Here is a 21,678-nt window from a genome sequence, read left to right on the forward strand (position 1 = left end):
TCTGCTCCATTGCGCCCCCACACGCCCGGGAGTCACCCCTTTGTCTGCAGTGAACGCGTCCGACGGCGAACCGGCCCCGGCCTCCGTCTCGGTCGCCGTGGTCGGCGCCGGTCCGCGCGGCACCAGCGTCCTGGAACGCCTCTGCGCCTCCGCGCCGGACCTCCTCCCGCCCGGCACCCGGCTCACCGTCCACGTCGTCGACCCGGCGCCCCCGGGCCCCGGCCGCGTGTGGCGCTCCACGCAGTCCCCCGAGCTGCTGATGAACACCGTGGCCTCCCAGGTGACCCTCTTCACCGACGCCAGCGTCGACTGCTCGGGCCCGATCCGCCCCGGCCCGAGCCTGCACGAATGGGCACCCGCCGAACTGGGCCCGGACGACTACCCCACCCGCGCCCACTACGGCCGCTATCTGGAGTGGGTGTTCGCCCACACCGTCCGCGAGGCCCCCGAGTCCGTCCAGGTCGCGACACACAGGGCACGCGCGGTACGCCTCGACGACACGACGGACGGCCACCAGGCCCTCACCCTGGACAACGGCCGTACCCTGTCCGCCCTTTCGGCCGTGGTCCTGGCCCAGGGCCACCTCCCGACGACCCCGGACACCACCCACCGCCGCCTCTCCTCCTACGCCGTGCGCCACGGCCTGTGCCACATCCCGCCCGCCAACCCGGCCGACGTGAACCTGTCCGTCGTACGGCCCGGCGAACCAGTCCTGTTGCGCGGCCTCGGCCTCAACTTCTTCGACCACACAGCCCTGTTGACGACGGGCAGAGGCGGCCGTTTCGTCCGCACGGAGACCGGCGGTCTGCGCTACGTCCCCTCCGGCAACGAGCCCCGCCTGTACGCCGGTTCACGCCGGGGCATCCCGTACCAGGCCCGCGGCGACAACGCGAAGGGCCCCTACGGCCGCCACACCCCCCTCGTCCTCACCCCCGAGGCGATATCCGCCTTCCGTAAACGCGCCGACTCCGCCGAGCCGCCCGAATTCCTCACGGAGATATGGCCGTTGGTGGCGAAGGAGGTCGAGACGGTCTACTACACGGCGCTGCTACGGCCCTCCCGGCGTCCGGAGCTGACGGACTTCACCGAGCGCTTCCTCGCCGTCCCGCACCGCGACCCCCAAGAGGCCCTGATCCTCGACGAGTTCGGGGTCGTAGCCGCCGACCGCTGGTGCTGGGACCGGCTGTCCCGGCCGTATACGGAAGCCGATCTCGCGCATCCCACCGCCTGGCGGAACTGGCTGCTGTCGTACCTGCGCGAGGACGCCGAGCACGCGGCGCTCGGCAATGTGGACGGCCCGCTCAAGGCGGCGCTGGACGTGCTGCGCGATCTGCGCAACGAACTCCGGCTGGTCGTCGACCACGGCGGTCTGGCCGGCGCCTCCCGCCGTGACCACCTGGACCGCTGGTACACGCCGCTCAACGCGTTCCTGTCCATCGGCCCGCCCCGGCGCCGTATCGAGGAGCTGGCCGCGTTGGTGGAGGCGGGCGTGGTGGAGGTGCTCGGGCCGCGGCTGGAGGTGCGGGAGGCGGACGGCGCCTGGGTGGCACGCTCCCCGGCGGTACCGGGCTCGGCTGTGCGTGTGACAACCCTCATAGAGGCGCGGCTCCCCGAACCGGATCTGCGCCGTACCGCCGACGAACTGCTCGGCCGGCTGCTGAGGACGGGCCGGTGCCGGCCGCACACGGTGGATGGCTACGAAACGGGAGGACTCGACGTAACAGCACGTCCGTACCGTCTGATCGACCGTCAAGGAGGCGTCCACGCAAGGCGGTTCGCGCTCGGGGTGCCCACGGAAGGCGTGCACTGGGTGACCGCGGCGGGCGCCCGTCCAGGGGTGGATTCGGTCACGCTTTCGGATGCCGACGCGGTGGCGAGAGCGGCTCTACGTGCGGCGACGACCGAACCGGAACCGCAAACGGAAGCTGAACAGTGGCCAAATGTTGAACTTGCAAGCATTGATTAGGTTCACCTAACGTTGATCGCTCACTCGGCTCGTCCCCAGACCGGTCCGCGACCCGGACCGGCCCGACCGAAGGAGCACCCCCCACGTGACCCCTCACATCAACGGACGCCTCGACAAGGCCCAGCCGTACGCCGTCGGCCTGTTCCGGATCGTCGTCGGCCTGCTCTTCGCCTGCCACGGAGCGGCCTCGCTCTTCGGCGTCCTCGGCGGTGCCGCCGGCACCGGCGGCACCCTCGCGGCGGGCACCTGGCCCGGCTGGTACGCGGCCGTGATCCAGCTCGTCGGCGGCACGTTCGTCCTGCTCGGCCTCGGCACCCGCGTGGCCGCGCTGATCACCTCGGGCTCGATGGCGTACGCGTACTTCGACGTCCACCAGCAGGCGGCCCTGTGGCCGATCCAGAACGGCGGCGAGGCCTCTGCGATGTTCTGCTGGGCGTTCCTGCTGCTGGTGTTCACGGGTTCCGGCGCGCTGGGCGTGGACCGGCTGTTCGCGAAGCGTTCCGCTACGGCGACCGGTGAGCGGACGTCGGCGGACCAGACGCCGGTAGCCGCCTGACCTGCTGAACGACTGACCGGTGCCCCTGGGAGGGGGCACCGGTCGGTCGCGTCAGGGAGCCCAGCCGAACGGCACCGTGAAGCAGGCGGCGCGGGTGTGGCTGCCGGGCATGTCGTGGATGACCACGGAGGACGCCTCGCCCTGCCGGAAGCCCCAGTCGTGCCGGGCGCTCGCCTCGGCGGCGCCGTGCTCGTCGGCCGTGAAGTCGAGCCAGACCTCGTTGTCGGCGTTGGTGGCGGCCGGGTCCGTGGACGGCTTGTGCTGGAAGTGCCCGCCCGCGGCGGCCGGGTCGGCGCCGCACGGCTTCTGGTGCACATGGATGCCGTACGCGTGCCCAGGCACCATCCCGTCGACCCGCAGCTTCACGGTCGTAGCACCACTGACCGCGATGTGCTGACTGACCTGAATCCAGGCAGCAGCCGGAACCAATTTGCTGTCGTAGGTCACCGCCGCCGACGGCACGAGGGCGCCGACCGGAGCGAACCGCGCGTCCGTCCGCATCCAGTACCCGTCAGGAGCGCCACTGCCTCCTCCTCCGCCGCTCGCCAGAAGGGCCGCGACGACGGCGCCCGCACATATCCCTGCCACCATGATGTGTACCGTTCCTTACGTTCAGGTGCGTTTAGATCCCCTTTACGTTGCTACGGGACGAAGGCCCGCCCCGCCCCCTGGGACGGGGCAGCCGGGTGAACACGCTGTGCGGATCACACGAGCCCCCCGTGAATCTCCTGTCCCCACCCAGGCGTACGCTGTATGGCTGTCACTGGCCGTCTTCACCGCGGCCCACGGGGGAGTTCACGGGGAGACGCGTTGTTCGAGAGTGTGGGGTCGCTGACCGGCAGCCCATGGATCTACGCCATGGTCGCCCTGTCCGTCCTCCTTGATGTGTTCCTGCCGGTTCTGCCGAGCGGTGTCCTGGTCATCGCGGCCGCGACGGCGGCGGCAGCGGGCACCGGCGCGGCGGCGGACGCCGTTCCCGTCGCGCACGAGGTCCCCAGCATCCTGGCGCTGATCGCGTGCGCCGCCACCGCGTCCGTCCTGGGCGACCTCGTCGCGTACCGGCTGGCCTGGCGCGGCGGCGCCCGCCTGGACCGCGCGATCTCCCGCTCCCGCCGCCTCACCACCGCGCAGGAACGTCTCGGCGTGGCCCTGGCCCGCGGCGGCGGAGCCCTGGTCATCCTGGCCCGCTTCGCCCCCGCCGGCCGCTCGGTCGTCTCCCTCGGCGCAGGCGCCGCCCACCGCCGAGCCCGAGACTTCCTCCCCTGGTCAGCCCTGGCAGGCCTGTCCTGGGCGGCATACAGCGTGGCCCTGGGCTACTACGGCGCCCAGTGGCTGGGCGCGACCTGGCTGGCCACGGGGGTCTCGCTGGTGGCCCTGTTCGGGGCGGGTGCGGGGGCGGCCTACGTGATGCGGAGACAGCCCGGGGCGCCGGCGGAGGTCAGCGCCCCTTAGGGGGCGGGTTCGCTACGGCTCGGGGGCACGGGTTCGCTACGGCTCGGGGGCGCGCGTCCGTCTTTTCAGAGGCGCGGGACTGTATCGATGTGCGGCTACCGCCGCGTGGGCACGACCAGCCCCCACCGGCCCGCGGATTCTCTACGGACCGGAGGCGCGAGGTCGTTTCTCAGGAACACGGCTTCGCTTCGGGTCAGGGGCGCGCGCCCATCCTTCAGGGGCGCGGGGCTGTATCGATGTGCGGCTGCCGCCGCGTGGGCGCGACCAGCCCCCACCGGGCCGCAGATTCGCTACGGACCAGAGGCGCGCGCCCGTTTGGATCGGGGGCGCGCAATGGTTTTTTAGGGGCGCGGGGAACTGCGCGACCAGCCCCCACCGGGCCCGCGCCTTGATCACTACGCTCCCCGCGAAGCGCCCGCCCCCCTCACCTCAAGCCCCGCAAGCAACTCGGCCGTGGCCTCGGCGATCACATCCACCGCGTGGTCGAAGACCTCGCGGTTGTGCGCGGCAGGCGCCCGGAACCCGGAGACCTTGCGCACGAACTGCAACGCGGCGGCACGAACCTCCTCCTCCGTGGCCTCGTCGGGCAGGGCAGGCGGTCGAAGCGTCTTGATACTGCGGCACATACCTCCAGTCTCGCGCGTCGGAAGCGATACCGCCGCCCCTCTCCCGAACACACCCGCGATGATCCCTCCGAGGCGGCCACCGTTCACGGGGCCGACCGACGAGAGGACACGACAACATGGCGAACAACGAACTCACCGTGGCGGTACTGGGCCCCGGCGGCGTAGGTGGCCTGCTCGCGGCGCTACTGTCCCGCGCCGGCCACCGCGTGATCTGCCTGGCCGGAGAAGAAACCGTCGACACCCTCCGTACGAACGGAATCCAGGTCCACAGCGCCCACTTCGGCGACTTCACGGCCCCGGTGGAGGCGGACACGGAACTACGCGAACCGGTAGCCGCCTGCCTGATCACGGTCAAGGCAACAACTCTGGACGCGGCCCTCACCCGAGTCCCGGCGAAGACCCTGGGCGACGGCCTCCTCGTCCCGTTCCTGAACGGCGTAGAACACCCAACGCACCTACGCGCCCGCTACACCCCCGCCCAGGTCGCCCCCGCGATCATCCGGGTCGAGTCAACTCGCACCGCCCCAGGGGTGATTGAGCACGGCAGCCCGTTCGCGGAGATCGACCTGACGGGCGACACGGTCCCCCGCGACCGCCTGGACACCCTGGCGGCAGCCCTGCGCGCGGCCGGCCCCAAGACCCAGGTCCTGCCCGACGAAACGGCCGCACTCTGGGCCAAGATGACCTTCCTGGCCCCCCTCGCCCTCCTCACCACCCGCTACGCCCTCCCCCTGGGCGACGTACGCACGCGCCACCGCGAGGAGTTGACGGCCCTACTGGAGGAAACGGCGGCGGTGAGCCGCTCGTACGGCGGCCCGTCGGACTCGGCGGGAGCGCTGGCCCGCTACGACACGTTCCCTCCGCAGACCAAGTCGTCGATGCAGCGCGACGCGGAGGCGGGCCGCCCGCTCGAACTGGACGCGATCGGCGGCGCGTTGCTGCGGGCGGCGGAACGGCAGGGCATCACGGTGCCGGTAACGGCAAGCCTGGTAAGGCAGTTGGAGACCCAGACCACCAACTGACCGACAGCTCCCCCTCCAACGGCCGGCGGGCTCACCCTTGGAGGTCGACCCGCCAGTCGTTGGAGGTCATCCAGCACCCCTTGGGGTACTCGAACTCCACCTCACCGAGCAGGGTGAACCCGGCTTTCCGGCACACCGAGTTCGACGCGGGATGGCCGACGCCCGGAAAGGCATGCAGATACCGGTGCCGCCCATCGGCCCGCGCCCCTGGAACTCGGGCAGGACCCCCCACCCGGTCTCCCACACCGACTCGCCCCGCCACTCCCGCTCCCAGAACCCGATCGAGCCGACGGTCTCCCCGCTCCCCGCCAACTCGACCCGGTACATGCACCCCCGCTCCAGCCCGACATACCGCCGATGCCGGGCATCGAGCTGCGCCGCGCTCTCGGGACCCCCCAAGTGCGCTGTCATCTCAAGGCTGTTGTTCCGCTCCAGCAACCAGAAGTCACCCTCACCCCAGGGCTGAAGCTGTACGAGTTCCACGTCCATGCCGAGCACACTAGGCGGCCCCACTGACACTCGACTCACACCGCGCACGGCCGGCCCGCGCCCCGAGATGAACGCGGGACGGTCCCCGGAGGTATGGCGGATGACCGCCGCACGCCTGTTCCGCGCAGACCTCGACCAGTTCGGTTCTCGCCGTCCGGAGCACGCAACCCGCGCCACGTGCCGCGGGTCGGACTGGTGTGGTGGCCGGTCGACGGCACTCACGTCGCTTCGAGAAACGGTGGTTCCTCCATGTCCGAACAGCACGACGAGGACCAGTCCGCAGCACGGCCCGGCGACCGGGGACGACGGCTGCGGCGGCGGACCGCCGTGGTGGCCGGTGCGGTCGGCATCGCGCTCGTCGCGGTGGCCGGGGCGCTGCCCGGACCCCGGGGCGACGGCACACCCGGCACGCGGGACTCCCCCGCGACACCGCCGTCCGTCCCCACCTCCCGGGCCGACCTGGTCGCCACGCTCAAGGCCCTGCTGCCCGAGGGCAGGGTCACCGAGCGGGAGGAAATGGGCACGGAAACCGGTCCGGACGCGGAGGTCGTCTACGACGACGGGAGGGGCCCGGCGGCCATCGGCATCGGCCTCACCAGCCTCGAACCGGGCACCCAGGCCGAGATGAGCATCGGCTGCCCGGACACGCCGCAGTCCGAGTTCGAGAGTTGCGTCAACAGCCAACTGCCCGACAAGACGCGGATGATGTTGCTCAAGACGTACGCCTTCCCCGACGACCGGCGCGTGGACACCAAGGTGTGGTCGGCCGCCCTGCTCACGCCGAGCGGACAGTACATCTCCGTCACCGAGTGGAACTCCACCGCCGGATCGGGCGCTCCGATCACTCGGACCGAACCGCCGCTGTCCGCTGCCCAGTTGAAGAAGCTGGTCACGTCCGAGGTGTGGCGGCGGGCCGTCGACCCCTATGTCGAGGGCAAGAGGCAGGAGTGGGCGGAGACGCCCACGCCGAGCGGGGACGGTGGGCTGACCGGGGCCGCCGTCCTGGGCACCCTCGTCCCGCTCCTCCCCAGGAACGTCCAGGTGATGTACGACGACCGGGACTACCCGTGCGTCTTCGTTCACGCCGGCAGGACCACCAGCATGGCCGAGATCGACAGCACGGTACGGGTCGACATCCGGCACACCGCTCCGGCCGCCGCCGACGAGCTGTACGGCACCGATGCCGAGACCCTGCCCGACGGCACCAGGGTCGCCACCCGCGTGGGGCCCGGCGACAAGGGTGTCGCGGCCAGCGTGATGCGGACCGTCGACACGATGCGGACCGACGGCCTCCGTGTCGTGATCAGCGTCTACAACCCCGGCCACCGCGGCACGCCACGCCTGTCGGCCCCGGTTCTGACATTGGAGCAGCTGCGGGAGATCGCGCTCAGCCCGACGTGGGACCAGTTCCGCTAGTCGCTCCGCCCAGCGGGCCCAAACCCGATCGTGTGAAGTCTCTGAAGGAACTCGCGACTCAAATTCGAACAGGCGTAGCATTAGCGCGTGGCTACGACCTATGACTTCCCGAGTGACCTCCTCGCCGGTCAGGAGGAGCTGCATCAGGTCCGGGCCGAGCTGTCGGCCCTGCTGAAGCGGCTGCCCTGGTCGGTCGAGCCCCTGGACGGGTTCAGCGACTTGGGCGGCTGGCGCAAGGTGGAACGCCCCGCGTCCCCCGGCTGGACGCCCGACGAACAGGCCGAGGTGGAGAAGCTCCGGCAGCGCGAGCACGAACTCGCGGTCTTCGTCAGCGGCCACCGCTTCTGGACGGAGGTGGCGGCGACGGAGCGCGTGGAGACACGGATGAAGCTGAAGCACGCCCACGAGGCGCCTCCGGCGGACGACAAGGGCGACTGACGGGACTGGGACGACTTGGGTCACTTGGGTCACTTGGGTGACCCAAGCAACACGAGTCGACGCCTAAGCCTTGGATCGCCGAAGCAACCGCGAGGCGGGGATCGCAGGTGCGGGCAGCTCCGCCGCCCTCGACTACGGCTTCCGCAGCGCCCGTTGGGCCACCAACAGGACCGTCACGGCCCCCACGACCCCCACGGCACCGACACCGACACCCCGGAACCCGCGCGTGGACCGCCACGACAGCACCGACCACCGCGACTGCGCGGACAACACGGACCCCGTGCTCAGCCACGACCCGGCCGAGACCAGCGACAGGGCCGAGCCGATCGAACCGACCGACAGCGCGCTCCCGATCGACCCCACGGACAGGCTCGACCCGACGGACCCGATGGACAGCACCGACCCCACCGAGCCGATCGACAACACGGAGTCCTTCGACCAGAGGGACAACACGGAGCCCGAGGCGGTCGTGCCAGGTTCGCTCATGCACCCATCCTGCCCATCACCCCCGGAAACCGCGACACCACCGAACCGAACGGCCGACGCGGTCAGCCGCCACGCCCTCAACTCCCCACCCCGGCAAGGGAATGTCAGGGATAGCCTGACGGCATGACCGATGCCGAAGACGCGTCCTCCGTACCGGCCTCACCCGAGCTGCACAGGCTGTCGCCGCGCGACGAGTCACGCGTGGCCCTGGCCCTGACGCTCCGTCAACTGGCCGACGCGGTACTGGATGCCGTACCGGTCGAGCCGGACCCCGCGCCGGGCGACCTGCTGCGGACCGCCCTGAAGCTCCAGCGTCGTATGGACGACGTCGTACGGGAGGCGGTGGTCGCCGAGCGTGAACGCGGCACCACGTGGAACCAGATCGGTGACGCCGCAGGCATCACCCGGCAGTCCGCCCACGAGAAGTGGTACAGCGACGTGCACGGCTGGGCGGCCATCGGGCGCAGCGCCCTGCCGCCGGAACTGAAGACGCTGGAGGTGGCGGCCGAGGCGGACGCCCGCTACGCCAGGCTGCGCCCCGACCGGCCGCACGCGGTCACCTCGGGCCTGGACGCGATCCGCTACCCCGGCTCCCACGCCTACGAGGCCAGCCTGCGCGCCCGCGGCTCCGCCCTCCACATCCGCCGTACGGACCTGGACGCCCGGGCCACCCAACTCAACGACGAATACAGCGACTTGCACGCCCACGGCCCCACCTCCGCCCCCATCGGAGACGACCCGCTGCTGATCGAGACCCACCGCGGCCACGCGGACGCGGTACGCGCCAACCGGCTCGCCATCGCCGCGGTCCACGACGAGATATCCACCACCTACGACGAACTCGCCACCGCGGAACCCTCGTTGGCGGACGAACACCACACCCAGTCCACCTGGCACCACAACGCCGCGGACCAGGCCCGCAGTTACGCCGACCTCCTCAACGGCAGGACGGGCTAGCCATCCGCGGGCCCGTGGGCGGCGCGCTCCGTAGGATGCCGCATGTGACCGGAAGCGTTGTGCTGTGGGACTTCGACGGGACCTTGGCGTTCCGGGACGGCAGGTGGCGCGGATGCCTGGTGGAGGCGTTGGGGGAGGTCGCGCCCGGGCATGGTGTGGTCGCGGCCGATGTGGCGCCGGGGCTGCGGGACGGATTTCCCTGGCATCGGTCCGAGAGCGGGCATCCCGAGCTGAGCACACCTGACGCGTGGTGGGGCGCTCTTCAGCCGCTCTTTGTGAAGGCGTATGTCGGGGCGGGTGTCGAGGCCCGGCTGGCTGCCCTTGCCGCGAGCAGGGTGCGGGCCCACTACATCGACGCGAGTCGTTGGGGCGTCTTCCCCGACAGCCTCGCCGCACTGGAGGAACTCGCCGCCGCCGGTTGGCTTCACGTCGTCGTCAGTAATCATGTGCCGGAGTTGGATGGACTGCTTCGGGATCTCGGGCTTGATCGGCACTTCTCAGCCGTCGTCAACTCCTCGCTCGTCGGGTGGGAGAAGCCGCACCGTCGGATCTTCGAGGTGGCGTTGGAGCTGGCCGGGTCTCCCGAGCGGGTCTGGATGGTCGGTGACAACCCGGTGGCCGATGTCGCCGGTGCCCAGGCCCTCGGAATCCCCGGGGTCCTCGTCAGCCCGGAAGAGAGTGGGTTGCGAGCTGCTGTGCGGCGCATCCTCGGCGGCGATGGCGATGTGGACTCCATGGGGACTCCGGCCACGGAAAGAGGCCTCCCGGAGATCTCTCCGGAAGGCCTCTGACCTGCTGCTTATCCTGGTGGGCGCGGACGGTTTCGAACCGCCGACATTCGCCTTGTAAGGGCGACGCTCTACCCCTGAGCTACGCGCCCAGGACGAGTCGACAGCCTACATGGCCGGGGGGCCTGTCCTGCAAACCCGTATCGCGATGGAAGGAGGTCCGGGGGGAGGTCAGGGCGCTCTCGGGGGTTTACCCCACCCCGGGTCCGGGAGCGCACCGGATGCCCCCGCGGCGCGCCGCTCTCTACGGTCGAAGGGCGCCGTAGGAGTCACCAGGACTCCGCGTCCGTCCCAGGGGGAAATCACCGTGACCCACACCCGTAGCCGCACTCGCACCCGCACCACCCGCGCCCTCGCCGCCACCGGCACCCTCGCCCTGTTCCTCCTCGCCGCCACCGCCTGCGGCACCGCGTCCGCCGGGGACGACAAGCACCCCGATCACCGCACCTTCGCCCTGGCCGGTCGTACGCTCACCATCGACTCCGACGACTCCGCGCTGGAGATCGTTGCCGCGGACTCGAACCCGGCCGGGAAGATCGAGGTCACCCGGTGGTGGCAGGGCAGCGTCGCGATCGGTTCGGATCCCAAGGTGACCTGGGCTATGGACGGCGACCGGCTGAAGCTGCGGACGAAGTGTTCCGGAGTGATCGCCGACTGTTCGGTCAAGCACCGGATCGAGGTGCCGCGCGGGGTCGCCGTGAAGGTGGAGGACGGGGACGGGAGTGTGCGGGCCCGGGGGTTCGCGGACGCGCTCAGCATCCGTACGCACGACGGGTCCGTCCACGTGACCGACTCCACCGGTCCGCTGGTGCTGCACAGCGGGGACGATTCCGTGCACGCCGAGGTGTCCTCCCGGCAGGTGCGGACGACCACCGGTGACGGATCGGTGCACCTCGAACTCCGCGCCGTACCCGACCTGGTGGAGGCCGACAGCGGCGACGGGTCCGTGACGATCGCGTTGCCCACGGGCGCCGCCGAGTACCGCGTGACCACCAAGACCGGCGACGGATCGGTGGATGTGTCCGTGCCCCGGGACTCGTCGAGTTCTCATGTGGTGACCGCCCACACCGGCGACGGGAAAGTCACGGTGCGGAACGCGAACTGACCGGCCCGTGTGTTCGTCCTCTACCGGTGGGAGAATGACAACGGTCAGGATCGAAGACACGGGAGAGGGATGTGACGGCGACACCAGCGCAGCCGTATTCGCCGCTCACACGGACCCGGCGCGGTTCCGCCACCGCCCGTGCCGCCCTCGACACCCTCGCGGTGATGAGCCTCCCGCTGCTGGTCAGTGTGCTCGCGCTCCCCGCCACGTTCGCCGGCGGCGGCACCCGGCGCTGGTTCGGCGGGCGGGCCGAGAGTCAGCGGGCCGAGGCGCAGGCGGCGAAGGACGCCGCGGCGGCCGCGTTCTACGAGCTGGACACCGCCCAGCGGGATCTGCGGATCTCGATAGACACCATCACCGCGGTCGACGACACGCCGGCCGCCCGCCGCGCGGTCACCGACTTCGAGGCGCTCGGCCGACGCATCGACGAGGCCAGCGGCCGGTACATCAACGCCGTCGACGCGCACGACCTCGACCGCGATGACCTGGAGGCCGCCGCAGCGAACCGCGCCCGCACCGAACTGACCGCCGCCAAGGACCAGTTGGGCCAGGTCAAGCAGGAGCTGGACCGGTTCGAGAGCGGGCTCGGGCCGTTGCTCGGCAAGGCCGAGACCCAGCTCGCCCGGCTGGCGCCCGCCGTAGAGCGCGGCCGGCAGGCACTGCTCGCCGCCTCCAACGCCCTGGACGCCGTACGCGCGTCCGGGCTGCGCGCCGACGATCTCGCCGCCCGGCTCGCCGCGCTCGGGCCGGAGCTGACCAAGCTGAACCAGGGCGCCGGGCAGCACGGCGTACCGCAGACGCTGGAACGGGCGACGCAGGTCGCCCGGGAGGCCGAGGCCATCCGGGCCGAGGCCGACGGGCTGCCCGAGCGGGCCGCCGAGATCGACCACCGGCTCGTCTCCCTCCGCACCCGCGCCCAGGCGCTCACCACCCGCGCCGGGCAGGTCGACCCCGTACTCAGCGAGCTGCGGCGGCGCTTCTCCGCCGCCTGCTGGCAGGACCTCCAGCAGGTGCCGCAGCAGGCCGGCGAGAACGTACGGCAGGCCGAGCTGAAGCTGAAGGAAGCGCAGGCCGCCCGGGACGCGCAGCGCTGGCCGGACGCCACGTCCCTCCTGTCGACCGTGCGGGCGCTGCTGAACACCACCGACGAGGCCGTGTCGGCCGCCGGTGACCGGCTGCGCCGGCTGAACGCCGTACAGAAGGACCCCCAGCAGGAGATCGACCGCACCCGCTTCGCGATCCGCGACGCCCAGCGCCTCGCGATGTCCGGCCGCACTACACCCGAACCCCGCCACGCCCGCCCGCTCGACGACGCCGTGGCCCGCCTCGACCGCGCGATCACCACGCTGGAGGGCCGCCACCCCGACTACTGGCACTTCCTGACGGAGACGGAAGCCGTACGCCAGTCCGTGGCAAGGGTCGTCAGTCAGATCCGCGAGGAACGCGGAACCCCCGGACACTGAGCGCGAGACGGCCCCCGGCCGCGTGCCGAAGCATGCGACCGGGGGCCGGTGGGACTACGCCGAGCTGTGGATCTCAGGTGCGGTAGGCGTAGTAGTACGCGTTCGGGTACGACGCGATGAGGCTCGCCACCGACCTGCGCAGGGTGTTGTTCGAGTGGTACGTGACGTACGGGACGCCGTTGCTCTTGGCCGTCACGATCATCGTGTGGTCCTTGGCGCCGTCGCGGTCGAAGTCCATCTGGAGGACGTCGCCGACCTCCAACTGGTAGACGTTGGCGAGCGGGGTGGTGCGCTTGGAGTTCTGCGCGAACCAGGACCACTCGTTGACGCCGACGAAGGAGTCCGACTGGATGTCCGCGGTGCCGAACCACTTCGTGTAGTCGTAGACATAGCCCGGGACGTGCTTCCAGCCGCCGGCCTTCAGGGACTGGCTGACGAAGTTGGTGCAGTCGCCGCCGTCCGCGTGGCCGTTGAAGTCCGGGTAGGCGGTGTTGTAGACGTTCCAGTACTTCTCGGCGTACGCCGCCATCGCCTTGTAGTCGTACGTCGTGCTCGTCTTCGGGACCGCCACCGGGTTGCGGGTGGTGGCCGCGCGCGGCGCGTCCGGCGTGGTGTTGCCGTCGTCGGCCGGGGCGGGCGACGCCTTGACCGCGGGCTTGGCCACCGTGTTGACGGCGAGGCCGCCGGTGTCCGTGTCCTGGATGTTCGACAGCTGCCAGGTGCCCTGCTGGTCGGCCTTGAAGGTCAGTTCGTGGTGGGCCTGGAAGCCGGTGGTCCTCGGCTCGTTCCCCGTGGCCTTCGCGTACGTCAGCGTGGTCGTCTCGGTGACGTCGGCCTTGGCGGTGCGGCCGGTGACCCGGGTCGCGTCCAGCGTGACCTTGGTGCTTCCCGTGCTGTAGGTCTCGCCGAGCTTCGCGATGCTGCTCTGGCGGCCGCGCAGCTGGCTCAGCGCCGACTTCTCGTCCCGCGACTGGGTGCTGGAGAGGCGGACGTCGCCGGAGAAGCGCGAGGTGCTCTGCTTCGTACCGGCCCCGTGGACGAGCGCCTGGGTGCGGTCGGTGAAGACCGCGTCGGCGAGCTTCTGGAAGGTCGCCTTGGTGGCGGCGTTCACGGTCGGGTCGTCGACGACGGCAGCGCCCGCGCTCCAGTTGGGCACGAGGGCGACGCCGGCGACGACCGAGGCGGCGGCCGCCGAGATTATGGCCGTACGGCTCCGCTTACGGCTCAGTTTTCTGGATTTCAATGGTGTTCCCCTCTACGCCGGTACGCCTACCGGGCGAGGGCATCTTCGCACGCCATGTGTGGCTCCTGTGAAGGGGGTTGCACTAGGTCAGTTCACCAGTCCCCAGAGGTCACTTGACCACCGTGGACCAGTCCGGCGACTGGGCCGGGTCCAGGCTGCGCAACTGCTGCAAAGTCTGCGGCGACTGAACGTCCATCCAGTCCGAAAGCTCCCTGAAGGACACGCACTTGACGCCCTTCTTCGTGCAGATCTTCGGGATGATCTGGTCGATGGCCTTCATGTAGATGCTGCCGTTCCAGTTCTCGAAGTGGTTGCCGATGAACAGGGGCGCCCGGCTGCCGTAGTAGACCCGGTTGAAGCCGGCCATGTACGAGTCGACGGTCTTCTTCTCCCAGTCGGCGAACTTCGCGGGGTCGCCCTGGGTGGCGCCGCCCGACTGGTTGTAGAGGAAGTTGAAGTCCATCGACAGGGCCTGGATGTTGTCCCCGTAGGGGAGCAGTTCGAGCGGGAAGTCCCAGAGGCCGTCCTTCTTGGTGGGCCATATCTGGAAGTCGCCCGGGGAGCTGGCGTCGTACTTCCAGCCGTAACCCTTCAGCGCCTTCAGGAGGTTGGGCTGGCCCTCCAGGCAGGGGGCGCGGCCTCCGACGACCTCCTTCTTGAAGTCGAAGGGCAGGGCCGGGATGTCGGTGTAGCCGGTGTTGGTCTTCCAGTTCTCGACGAAGGAGAAGAACTGGTCGATCTCGCTCTTCCACTGCGCGACGCTCCAGTCACCGCCGCCCTTGGCCTCGCAGAAGTGGCCGTTGAAGTGGGTGCCGATGTCGTTGCCCTGCTCGTAGGCCAGGCGGAGTTGCTCCAGCGTGTCCCGGATGTGCTGGTCGGTGGGGAAGTCGATCGCGGCCGAGCCCACGGAGTGCATCGGCGGGTGGTACAGGTCCCTCTTGCTCTTGGGCAGCAGATAGATGCCCGTGAGGAAGAAGGTCATGTGGGCGTTGTACTCCTTCGCCATCTCCCGGTAGTGCGAGAAGAGTTTGTCGTCCCCCTGCAGCGCCCCGTCCCAGGAGAAGACCACGAACTGGGGTGGTTTCTCACCGGGCTTGAGCGGCACGGCCTTCAACTGGTCCTTCTGCGGCCCCGTGTACGAGGTCGAGCCGTCCCCCAGCACCTGCGTCTTGCCGTCCCAGGCAGGCTCCTTGGTCGACTTGGGCTCGGCGTTCTTGCCGGCCGACGCGGTGGGCGCCGTGTTGTCCCGGTTCAACGCCAGATACCCCGTCACCAGTGAGGCGACGACCAGGAACACGGCCAGCGTGAGGAACCCCGGCTTCGGGGTACGACGGCGCGGTTCAGGGGCTCTGCGGCGGCGGCCGGACGGTGCCTTCGTCCGAGGCTTCATGGGCGGCTCATTCTGCGAGGAGGTGGCGGTTGCGCTGCGGTGGTCAGCCGAGCGGGGTCATGGCTCTCGACCAGATGCCGTAGGGGACGTCGGTTGCTGGCGTGCCGGAAACTCCCTTCAGCGGCAGAGGTTCGAGGCTCTTGCTCAGGTCGATGCGGTAGACGACGACGGCGGTCGACACGGACTCGGCCGTCCCGACGTACCAGGCCGCGGTGTCGTCCTGCGTGGTGCCGGTCTTGCCCGCCACCTCGGTCCCCGCGGTCTTGGCGGCGGTGGGATGCGCGAGGCCGAAGGAGTCCGTGAGCGCCTCCGTCACCTCACTCGCGGTGGTCTTGCTCATCGCCCGGACCGGCTCCGGCCGCTCCAGGGCGACCGTCGCGCCGTTACGGGTGATACGGCGGACCGAGTACGGCTCGGTGTGGACGCCCCCGGCGTCGAACGTGCCGTACGCGCTCGCCATGCGCAAGGCGCTGGGCGTGGCATTGCCCAGCGACAGCGCGGGTACCTGGGCCCCGAAACTGGAGGAGAGCAGGCCGGCGTCCTCGGCCGTCTTCCGTACGGTCGTCAGGCCGGTGTCCATGCCCAGCTGCATGAACGGGGTGTTCACGGACTGGGCGAGGGCCTGGCGCAGACTGATCTGCCCGTAGGACTTGTTGCCGTCGTTGTGCGCGGCGACCTTCTTGCCGCTGCGGTCCCAGTACGGCCCCTCCGGTGTGGTGACCGGCACGGCGTCGTCCCCGTCGTACAGCGTGTCCGGGGTGACCGAAGTCGGCGGTCTGCCACGGGTCTTGGTGACCCCGTGCTCCAGAGCGGCCGCGTACACGAACGGCTCGAAGGCCGAACCGGCGGGCACAGTCGTGGCGTTGGAGTCGTTGTAGCCCTGCGTACGGTGGTCGGGGCCGCCGTAGACAGCGAGGATCCGGCCGTCGGAGGCCACCGAGGAGGCGCCGTAGTGCGCGGTCTTCGCCGTGCCGGCGTCCTTCTTCCGCGCGTCCTTGCGGGCCTTGTTCACGGCGTCGGTCAGCTCGGTCTCCCGCTTGCGGTCGAAGGTCGTGTAGATCTGGTAGCCGCCGAGGTCGAAGTCCTTGTCCGAGATGTGCGCGGTCTTCTTCACGTACTGCGTGGCCAGTTCGACCAGGTAGTCGCTCTGCTTGCCGGTGTCGTAGGTCTTCGACTGCTTGAGCGGCTCGGGGAAGGTCTTGTACTTCGCGCGCTCGGCCGGCGACAGCTTGCCGATCTTCACCATGCGGTCGAGGATCCACGACCAACGGGCCACCGCCCGGGCGTGGTTGGCCTTGCTGAGCGTCGGGTCGTAGAGGCCCGCACCCTTCAACAGCGAGGCCAGGAAGGCGCCTTGGCTCGCGTTGAGCTGGCTGACGTCCTTGCCGTAGTACGCCTGCGAGGCGCGCTGCAGGCCATAGGTGCCGCGGCCGAACCAGCTGGTGTTGAGATACCCCTCAAGGATCTTGTCCTTGCTCATCTTGTTGTCGAGCTTGAGGGAGATCATCGCCTCGGTGAACTTGCGGCTCACCGTCTGGTTCTGGGTCAGATAGACGTTCTTCACGTACTGCTGGGTGATCGTCGAGCCGCCCTCGGTGTCCCCCTCGCCGACCGTGCGGTACAGGGCGCGGGCGATGCCCTTCATGGAGATGCCGGGGTCGCTGTAGAAGCTCTCGTTCTCCGCGGCGAGCACCGCCCAGCGGACGTCGGTCGGGATGTCCTTCAGCGGCATCGCCTGCCGCTGCACCCAGCCGGTCCGCGCCATGGGCGTCCCGTCGGACCAGAAGTACACGTTGTCCTGCTGGGTGGCGTACGTGTTGAGGTTCGAGGGGATGTCGGTGGTCGCGTAGGCGACGACCAGGAACAGTCCGCTGAGACCTACGGCGGCGAGCGCGCCCCCGAGCCACTGCCGCCAGGAGGGTATCCAGCGGCGCCAGTCCGTACGGCCGGGGCGCGGGTACACCGGGCGCAGCTTGCGGACGTACGGAGTGAGGAAGATCACGGCCGGGGCGAGGCGGGCGGCGACGGGGGCGAAGCGGGTGCGGAGGACCGCGGCGAGACGGGAGAGACGGCTGTGGAGGGACGCACGGTAGGCCTTGCGGCCCCGGTGCCGCACCGGTTTCGTCTCCCCCTCGGGTATCTCCGGCGCCTCCGGTATCTCCAGGTCGGACAACCGCAGCTGCATGGTCTCGTCCGGCCTGAACCCGGCGGGGAGCTTCAACTGCATGGTCTCGTCCGGTGCCTGGCGCTCCTCCCCGTCCCCCTCGTGGGTCACGACGCGACTCCCCTCCGCACTCCGTATTGCTCGCACAGGCAGACGCATTGACGTACGAGGGTCTGAAATGGTTGCCGTGAACACGACTGCAAATCCCGGTTCCCCCCGGCCTCACAGATCACGCGGCGCCCTCAAATTACCAGTGGTCTTCGCAAGTTCTCCATATAAGAAAACGACAGAACAGGACACAGCCGAAACCTTCATGAAAAAACAAGGTGCCGTACTCACATGGGAGTGGGGCTAGCCTGCTGTCATGCCTCGCTACGAGTACCGCTGCCGCACGTGCGGATCGACGTTCGAACTGAGCCGGCCCATGGCGGAGTCTTCCGCGCCGGCGGCGTGCCCCTCGGGGCATGACGACACGGTGAAGCTGCTGTCGGCCGTGGCTGTGGGCGGGACGTCCTCTGCCCCCGCAGCCGGAGGGGGCGGCGGGGGCGGCGGTTGTTGCGGGGGCGGGTGCTGCGGCTAGGCAGGACCTGTGCGTTGTCGGGTGCGGGTGCGTGGGGGCTGGTCGCGCAGTTCCCCGCGCCCCTGGGGGGGTGCCCCCTAGGGCGTTGTTGGGCGGGCCGCTCTCAGGAACTCTTGGAGGATCCGTTCGCCCGCCAGCACGCCGCGCTCCGGTAGGGCCGTGATGTTGGGGGCCGTCCAGGACTCGTCTGCCAGTTCTCCGTGGCCCGGGCGCCAAGCCCTGTCCGCTGCCAGCAGGAGGTCGGCGTCCAGCAAGGAGTCGCCGGCTGCGAGGGTGAGGGTGGCGCCTGTGCGGTGGGCCACCTCTCGCATGGCTGCGCTCTTGGTGAGGGGCTTCGGGACGGCGTAGATCTTGCGGCCCTGCAACGACACCGTCCAGCCGCGGTTCTCCGCCCAGACCGCGAGTTCCTTGACCCACTCCTCGGGGAGCAGTTCGCGCTCGACGACGAGGTAGGCGAAGAGGTCCTCGGCGATGCGGTGCTTGCGGACCCAGGCCGGGTCGGCGGAGGTGGCGAGATGTTCCCGGACCTCCTCCAGCGGCGCGCACTCGGCGGCCAGCTTCGCCTGTACCCCGGCGTGCCAGTCCTCGTCGGTCACGCCGTCGACGAGGAGGTGGCCGCCGTTGGCGCAGATCGCGAACTTCGGTTCCGGGCCGGGCAGGCTGATGCGCTGGTACTGCTTGCGGGTGCGGGTGGTGGTCGGCACGAAGACGGCCGCGTCACCCAGTTCGCTGAGTTCGGTGAGGAGTCCGGCCGCCGTCTCCGTCATGAAGGACAGCGGCTTGCTCTCGTGCACCTCCACGCAGAGCAGCCGGGGCGCCCGCGCGTCCGGCATGGTCAGGGCGAGGGCGGCCGAGGAGTAGATGAGCGTACGGTCGAGGTCGCTCGCGACGAGTACCGGCATCAGACCGCCACCGCCTTGCCGTCGGCGCCGGTCGCACCCCGCGTGTACTTGGGGTGGATCAACCCCACGCAGGTGTACGGCAGTTCGGCGACCTCCTCGACGGGCACGCCCCGCTGCTCGGCGAGCAGTCTGACGTGGTCGAGGTCGGCACCCGCGCCGGCCCGCGCGAGGATCTTCCAGGGCACCCGGCGCAGCAGCACCCGGGTGGTCTCGCCGACACCGGGCTTGACGAGGTTCACGTCGTGGATGCCGTACTCCTCGCTGATCCGCTCAACTGCCGCCCAGCCCTCCCAGGTTGGGGTGCGGTCGGCGGCCAGCAGTTCCTTGGCGAGGACGGTCACCGCGTCCGAGACCTCCGGGAAGCGCGCGGCGACGGCGTCCAGGAAGTCCACCGAGACGTCGACGCCGGCGAGTTCGCGGTAGAACTTGGCGCCGTGGAAGTCGTTCGGCCCGACCAGGTCGGAGCGCAGCACCGTACGCGAAATCAGCCCCGACACGGTCGAGTTGAGGCAGGCGGAAGGGATGAGGAAGTCCTCTCGGGTGCCGTACGTCTTCACGCAGGAACCGGGGTCGGCGAGCACCGCGATCTCCGGGTCGAAGCCGGTGATGCCGTCGGACTCCTCGAACTCCCTGACCGCGTCGGCGAGTTCGCGGGTGATCGCGCCCTTGCCGGTCCAGCCGTCGACGAACACGACGTCGGCGGGGTCGTGGTGGGCGGCGAGCCAGCGGAGCGCGTTGGCGTCGATGCCGCGGCCGCGCACGATCGACACGGCGTAGTGCGGGAGGTCGAGACCGTGGCGGTGCTGGGCCCAGCGGCGCATCAGGACGCCGACGGGGGTGCCGGCGCGGGCGAGCGAGACGAGCACGGGGTGCGGGGAGCGCTCGGCGAGGACGAGTTCGGTGACTGCCCCTACGGCCAGCGCGAGTCGTCCTGCGGCCTCGTCCAGCGCGGTGTGGAACAGCTCCTGGTACTGCTCGCTCGGCTGGTACTCCACCGGCAGCGACTCCGCGTAGTGCGCGCCACCGCTCTGGATGGCCTCCTCGCGCTCCTCGGTCGGCGCCTCCAGCGTCACGTCCGAGAGGTCCTGGAGCAGCCAGCCGACCTCTTCCGGCGCGTACGAGGAGAAGGCGGGGCCGCGGAGGGGGTCGGGGAGCATGGAGGGCCTTTCGGGGACGTACGAGGGCACTACGGCGAGGACGACGTGCGGGGTGTGTTCGGCGAGCCTCGCCAACAGGCCGTCCGGGGCGTGGAGTTCGGGGGTGTCGGCGGTGTCGTCGATCACGGCGACGACGGCGTCGAAACCGGCGCCGGCGATGTTGTAGGCGTAGCGGTCGCCCGGGCCGTCCGCGGGGGTGTCGTGGGCCGGGAAGGTGAGGCGGGTGCGGATCGCGTAGCCCGGGTCGTCCACCGCGAGGACCGGTGAGCGGGTGGTCGTGGAGTAGGTGACTCCGGCGTCCACGACCTGTTCCAGCTCGCGGGCCAGTCTCAACGGGGCGTACATCAGCTCTTCGAAGCCAAGGATGTGCACACGGCGCGCGCCCTCCGGGAGGGCTTCGGCGAGGCGGGCGGCCATTGCGGGAAGGGCGTGTTCGAGGCGTATTCGGTGTTGGGGGGTGAAGCCGTGTCTTCCGCCGTCGGGGAGGTTGTGGGGCCACCGGAGTTCGACTCGGGTGATGCGGTTGTCGGTCGGGTGCGGGCCGGTGGGGGCCGGTCGCGCAGTTCCCCGCGCCCCTGGGGAGTCGGCGTCCAGGTTCGCTTTTAGGGGCGCGGGGAACTGCGCGACCAACCGAGACGGCGCAGCAGACGACCGACCATCTGCCCCCGCACCCCCCTCTTTTAGGGGCGCGGGGAACTGCGCGACCAGCCCAGGCGGCGCCGCAGACGACCGACCACCTGTCCCGGCACCCCCTGTCTCGTACCGCGCCACCAACTCCTGCCCCTTCTCCAGCACCCCCGCGGGCAAGCGCACCGTCCCCGATGCCGCAGCCACCAGGTCCACCCTCGCGCCGATCTCCGCCGCGAACTCGTCCAGACGGCCCGCGTCCGCCGCCGAGCGCATGTCCACCAGGGCGACCACCACGTACCGGTCCCGCGGATAGCGCTCGTGCAGGTCGCGGATCGTGTTCAGGACCGTGTTGCCGGTGGAGAACTCGTCGTCGACCAGGACCAACGGGCCCTCGCCCGAGAGGAGTTCGGGGTTCTCGGGGAGGAGGAGGTGGGAGGTCGCGTGGGAGTGGGACTCCTCGAAGCCGCCTGCCGTGGCCACGCCGGGGACAGGGCGGCGGGTCGAGTGGAGGTAGGGGGCGAGGGCGATGCCGTCCGCCACCGCGTGGCCGAGGCCCGTCGCCGTCTCCGCGTAGCCGAGGACCACCGCTCGGGCGGACTCGTCGGGGCCGAGGAGGTCGCGGACTCTGCGGCCCAGGGTGAAGCCGTAGCCGTAGACGATCGACGGGGACTGGGGGACGTGCTTGCCGAGTACGTTCGACACGAGCAGGTGGGCCCGCTTGGGGTTGCGGCGGAGGGCCAGGCCCAGGAGGTCGGTCAGCTCGGGGTCGCCGAGCAGTTCGACACCGAGCCGCTCCGCGACCCAACTGCCCGACCAGACCCCGTCGTTCACTGCCTTGTTCATGCGTC

Annotated in this window: 19 protein-coding genes, 1 tRNA gene and 1 pseudogene; 11 read left to right on the forward strand and 10 right to left on the reverse strand. The window is 70.3% G+C overall.

Annotated features, from left to right (window positions below; all coding sequences use genetic code 11):
* The first annotated feature begins 40 nt into the window (after nt 1-40).
* Together ACGFY9_RS23715 and ACGFY9_RS23720 are read left to right on the forward strand one after the other, a co-directional pair.
* Entirely contained in the window at nt 41-1,966 is a 1,926-nt protein-coding gene (locus ACGFY9_RS23715) for an FAD/NAD(P)-binding protein (RefSeq protein WP_393757091.1), read from the forward strand.
* Nucleotides 1,967-2,063: 97 nt separating this feature from the next.
* Nucleotides 2,064-2,522: a DoxX family protein gene (locus tag ACGFY9_RS23720; protein ID WP_393757417.1), complete on the forward strand. Its 459-nt coding sequence runs from the start codon at nt 2,064-2,066 to the stop codon at nt 2,520-2,522.
* 51 nt (nt 2,523-2,573) lie between these two features.
* On the opposite strand, the gene ACGFY9_RS23725 is transcribed toward ACGFY9_RS23720, so the two are convergent.
* On the reverse strand, nt 2,574-3,113 hold the full coding sequence (locus ACGFY9_RS23725) for a superoxide dismutase family protein (RefSeq protein ID WP_393757093.1): 540 nt from the start codon (nt 3,111-3,113) through the stop codon (nt 2,574-2,576).
* Between the two features lie 219 nt (nt 3,114-3,332).
* Here ACGFY9_RS23725 and ACGFY9_RS23730 point away from each other — a divergent pair, with 219 nt between their 5' ends.
* Nucleotides 3,333-3,974: a DedA family protein gene (locus ACGFY9_RS23730; RefSeq protein ID WP_393757095.1), complete on the forward strand. Its 642-nt coding sequence runs from the start codon at nt 3,333-3,335 to the stop codon at nt 3,972-3,974.
* 395 nt (nt 3,975-4,369) lie between these two features.
* Here ACGFY9_RS23730 and ACGFY9_RS23735 read toward each other — a convergent pair whose 3' ends face one another.
* Nucleotides 4,370-4,600, reverse strand: a complete 231-nt coding sequence (locus ACGFY9_RS23735; RefSeq protein WP_393757097.1) for a DUF2277 domain-containing protein — start codon at nt 4,598-4,600, stop codon at nt 4,370-4,372.
* A gap of 116 nt (nt 4,601-4,716) precedes the next feature.
* Between ACGFY9_RS23735 and ACGFY9_RS23740 the strand changes: the two genes are divergently transcribed.
* On the forward strand, nt 4,717-5,622 hold the full coding sequence (locus tag ACGFY9_RS23740; RefSeq protein WP_393757099.1) for a ketopantoate reductase family protein: 906 nt from the start codon (nt 4,717-4,719) through the stop codon (nt 5,620-5,622).
* A 31-nt stretch (nt 5,623-5,653) separates the two neighbouring features.
* Here the strand turns inward: ACGFY9_RS23740 and ACGFY9_RS23745 are convergent.
* Nucleotides 5,654-6,111, reverse strand: a pseudogene (locus ACGFY9_RS23745) (GNAT family N-acetyltransferase).
* A 249-nt stretch (nt 6,112-6,360) separates the two neighbouring features.
* Between ACGFY9_RS23745 and ACGFY9_RS23750 the strand changes: the two are divergent.
* Both ACGFY9_RS23750 and ACGFY9_RS23755 read left to right on the forward strand, forming a co-directional pair.
* Nucleotides 6,361-7,527, forward strand: a complete 1,167-nt coding sequence (locus tag ACGFY9_RS23750; RefSeq protein WP_393757101.1) for a hypothetical protein — start codon at nt 6,361-6,363, stop codon at nt 7,525-7,527.
* A gap of 87 nt (nt 7,528-7,614) precedes the next feature.
* A complete protein-coding gene (locus ACGFY9_RS23755; protein WP_393757103.1) occupies nt 7,615-7,965 on the forward strand; it encodes a hypothetical protein in 351 nt (116 codons plus the stop codon).
* Between the two features lie 132 nt (nt 7,966-8,097).
* On the opposite strand, the gene ACGFY9_RS23760 is transcribed toward ACGFY9_RS23755, so the two are convergent.
* Nucleotides 8,098-8,451 carry a hypothetical protein gene (locus ACGFY9_RS23760; RefSeq protein WP_393757105.1) on the reverse strand — a complete coding sequence of 118 codons (354 nt, stop codon included), beginning with the start codon at nt 8,449-8,451 and terminating at the stop codon, nt 8,098-8,100.
* Between the two features lie 123 nt (nt 8,452-8,574).
* Between ACGFY9_RS23760 and ACGFY9_RS23765 the strand changes: the two genes are divergently transcribed.
* Both ACGFY9_RS23765 and ACGFY9_RS23770 read left to right on the forward strand, forming a co-directional pair.
* The gene (locus tag ACGFY9_RS23765; protein WP_393757107.1) at nt 8,575-9,408 is read left to right on the forward strand and encodes a hypothetical protein; all 834 of its coding nucleotides are present in this window, start codon (nt 8,575-8,577) and stop codon (nt 9,406-9,408) included.
* A gap of 44 nt (nt 9,409-9,452) precedes the next feature.
* Entirely contained in the window at nt 9,453-10,199 is a 747-nt protein-coding gene (locus ACGFY9_RS23770; RefSeq protein WP_393757109.1) for an HAD family hydrolase, read from the forward strand.
* 14 nt (nt 10,200-10,213) lie between these two features.
* On the opposite strand, the gene ACGFY9_RS23775 is transcribed toward ACGFY9_RS23770, so the two are convergent.
* Nucleotides 10,214-10,288: transfer RNA gene (locus ACGFY9_RS23775), tRNA-Val, on the reverse strand.
* A gap of 215 nt (nt 10,289-10,503) precedes the next feature.
* On the opposite strand from ACGFY9_RS23775, the gene ACGFY9_RS23780 reads away from it, so the two are divergent.
* Entirely contained in the window at nt 10,504-11,301 is a 798-nt protein-coding gene (locus ACGFY9_RS23780; protein ID WP_393757111.1) for a DUF4097 family beta strand repeat-containing protein, read from the forward strand.
* A 71-nt stretch (nt 11,302-11,372) separates the two neighbouring features.
* Nucleotides 11,373-12,764: a hypothetical protein gene (locus ACGFY9_RS23785; protein ID WP_393757113.1), complete on the forward strand. Its 1,392-nt coding sequence runs from the start codon at nt 11,373-11,375 to the stop codon at nt 12,762-12,764.
* Between the two features lie 73 nt (nt 12,765-12,837).
* On the opposite strand, the gene ACGFY9_RS23790 is transcribed toward ACGFY9_RS23785, so the two are convergent.
* The 3 genes from ACGFY9_RS23790 to ACGFY9_RS23800 form a co-directional block, all read right to left on the reverse strand.
* Nucleotides 12,838-14,007: an amidase domain-containing protein gene (locus ACGFY9_RS23790; protein ID WP_393757115.1), complete on the reverse strand. Its 1,170-nt coding sequence runs from the start codon at nt 14,005-14,007 to the stop codon at nt 12,838-12,840.
* A 109-nt stretch (nt 14,008-14,116) separates the two neighbouring features.
* On the reverse strand, nt 14,117-15,397 hold the full coding sequence (locus ACGFY9_RS23795; protein ID WP_393757117.1) for a hypothetical protein: 1,281 nt from the start codon (nt 15,395-15,397) through the stop codon (nt 14,117-14,119).
* A 43-nt stretch (nt 15,398-15,440) separates the two neighbouring features.
* The gene (locus tag ACGFY9_RS23800) at nt 15,441-17,624 is read right to left on the reverse strand and encodes a transglycosylase domain-containing protein (RefSeq protein ID WP_393757419.1); all 2,184 of its coding nucleotides are present in this window, start codon (nt 17,622-17,624) and stop codon (nt 15,441-15,443) included.
* A 301-nt stretch (nt 17,625-17,925) separates the two neighbouring features.
* Here ACGFY9_RS23800 and ACGFY9_RS23805 point away from each other — a divergent pair, with 301 nt between their 5' ends.
* Nucleotides 17,926-18,141 (forward strand): zinc ribbon domain-containing protein, encoded by a 216-nt coding sequence (locus ACGFY9_RS23805; RefSeq protein ID WP_393757119.1) that lies wholly within the window; start codon nt 17,926-17,928, stop codon nt 18,139-18,141.
* Between the two features lie 77 nt (nt 18,142-18,218).
* On the opposite strand, the gene ACGFY9_RS23810 is transcribed toward ACGFY9_RS23805, so the two are convergent.
* Both ACGFY9_RS23810 and ACGFY9_RS23815 read right to left on the reverse strand, forming a co-directional pair.
* Complete coding sequence (locus tag ACGFY9_RS23810; protein WP_393757121.1) at nt 18,219-19,043, reverse strand: HAD family hydrolase; 825 nt, start codon at nt 19,041-19,043, stop codon at nt 18,219-18,221.
* Nucleotides 19,043-21,673, reverse strand: a complete 2,631-nt coding sequence (locus ACGFY9_RS23815; RefSeq protein ID WP_393757123.1) for a phosphoribosyltransferase domain-containing protein — start codon at nt 21,671-21,673, stop codon at nt 19,043-19,045. The genes ACGFY9_RS23810 and ACGFY9_RS23815 overlap by 1 nt, the downstream gene beginning before the upstream one ends.
* Nucleotides 21,674-21,678: the final 5 nt, after the last annotated feature.

This window comes from Streptomyces sp. NPDC048504, assembly GCF_043200035.1.
In the GTDB taxonomy this organism is placed as follows: Bacteria; Actinomycetota; Actinomycetes; order Streptomycetales; family Streptomycetaceae; genus Streptomyces.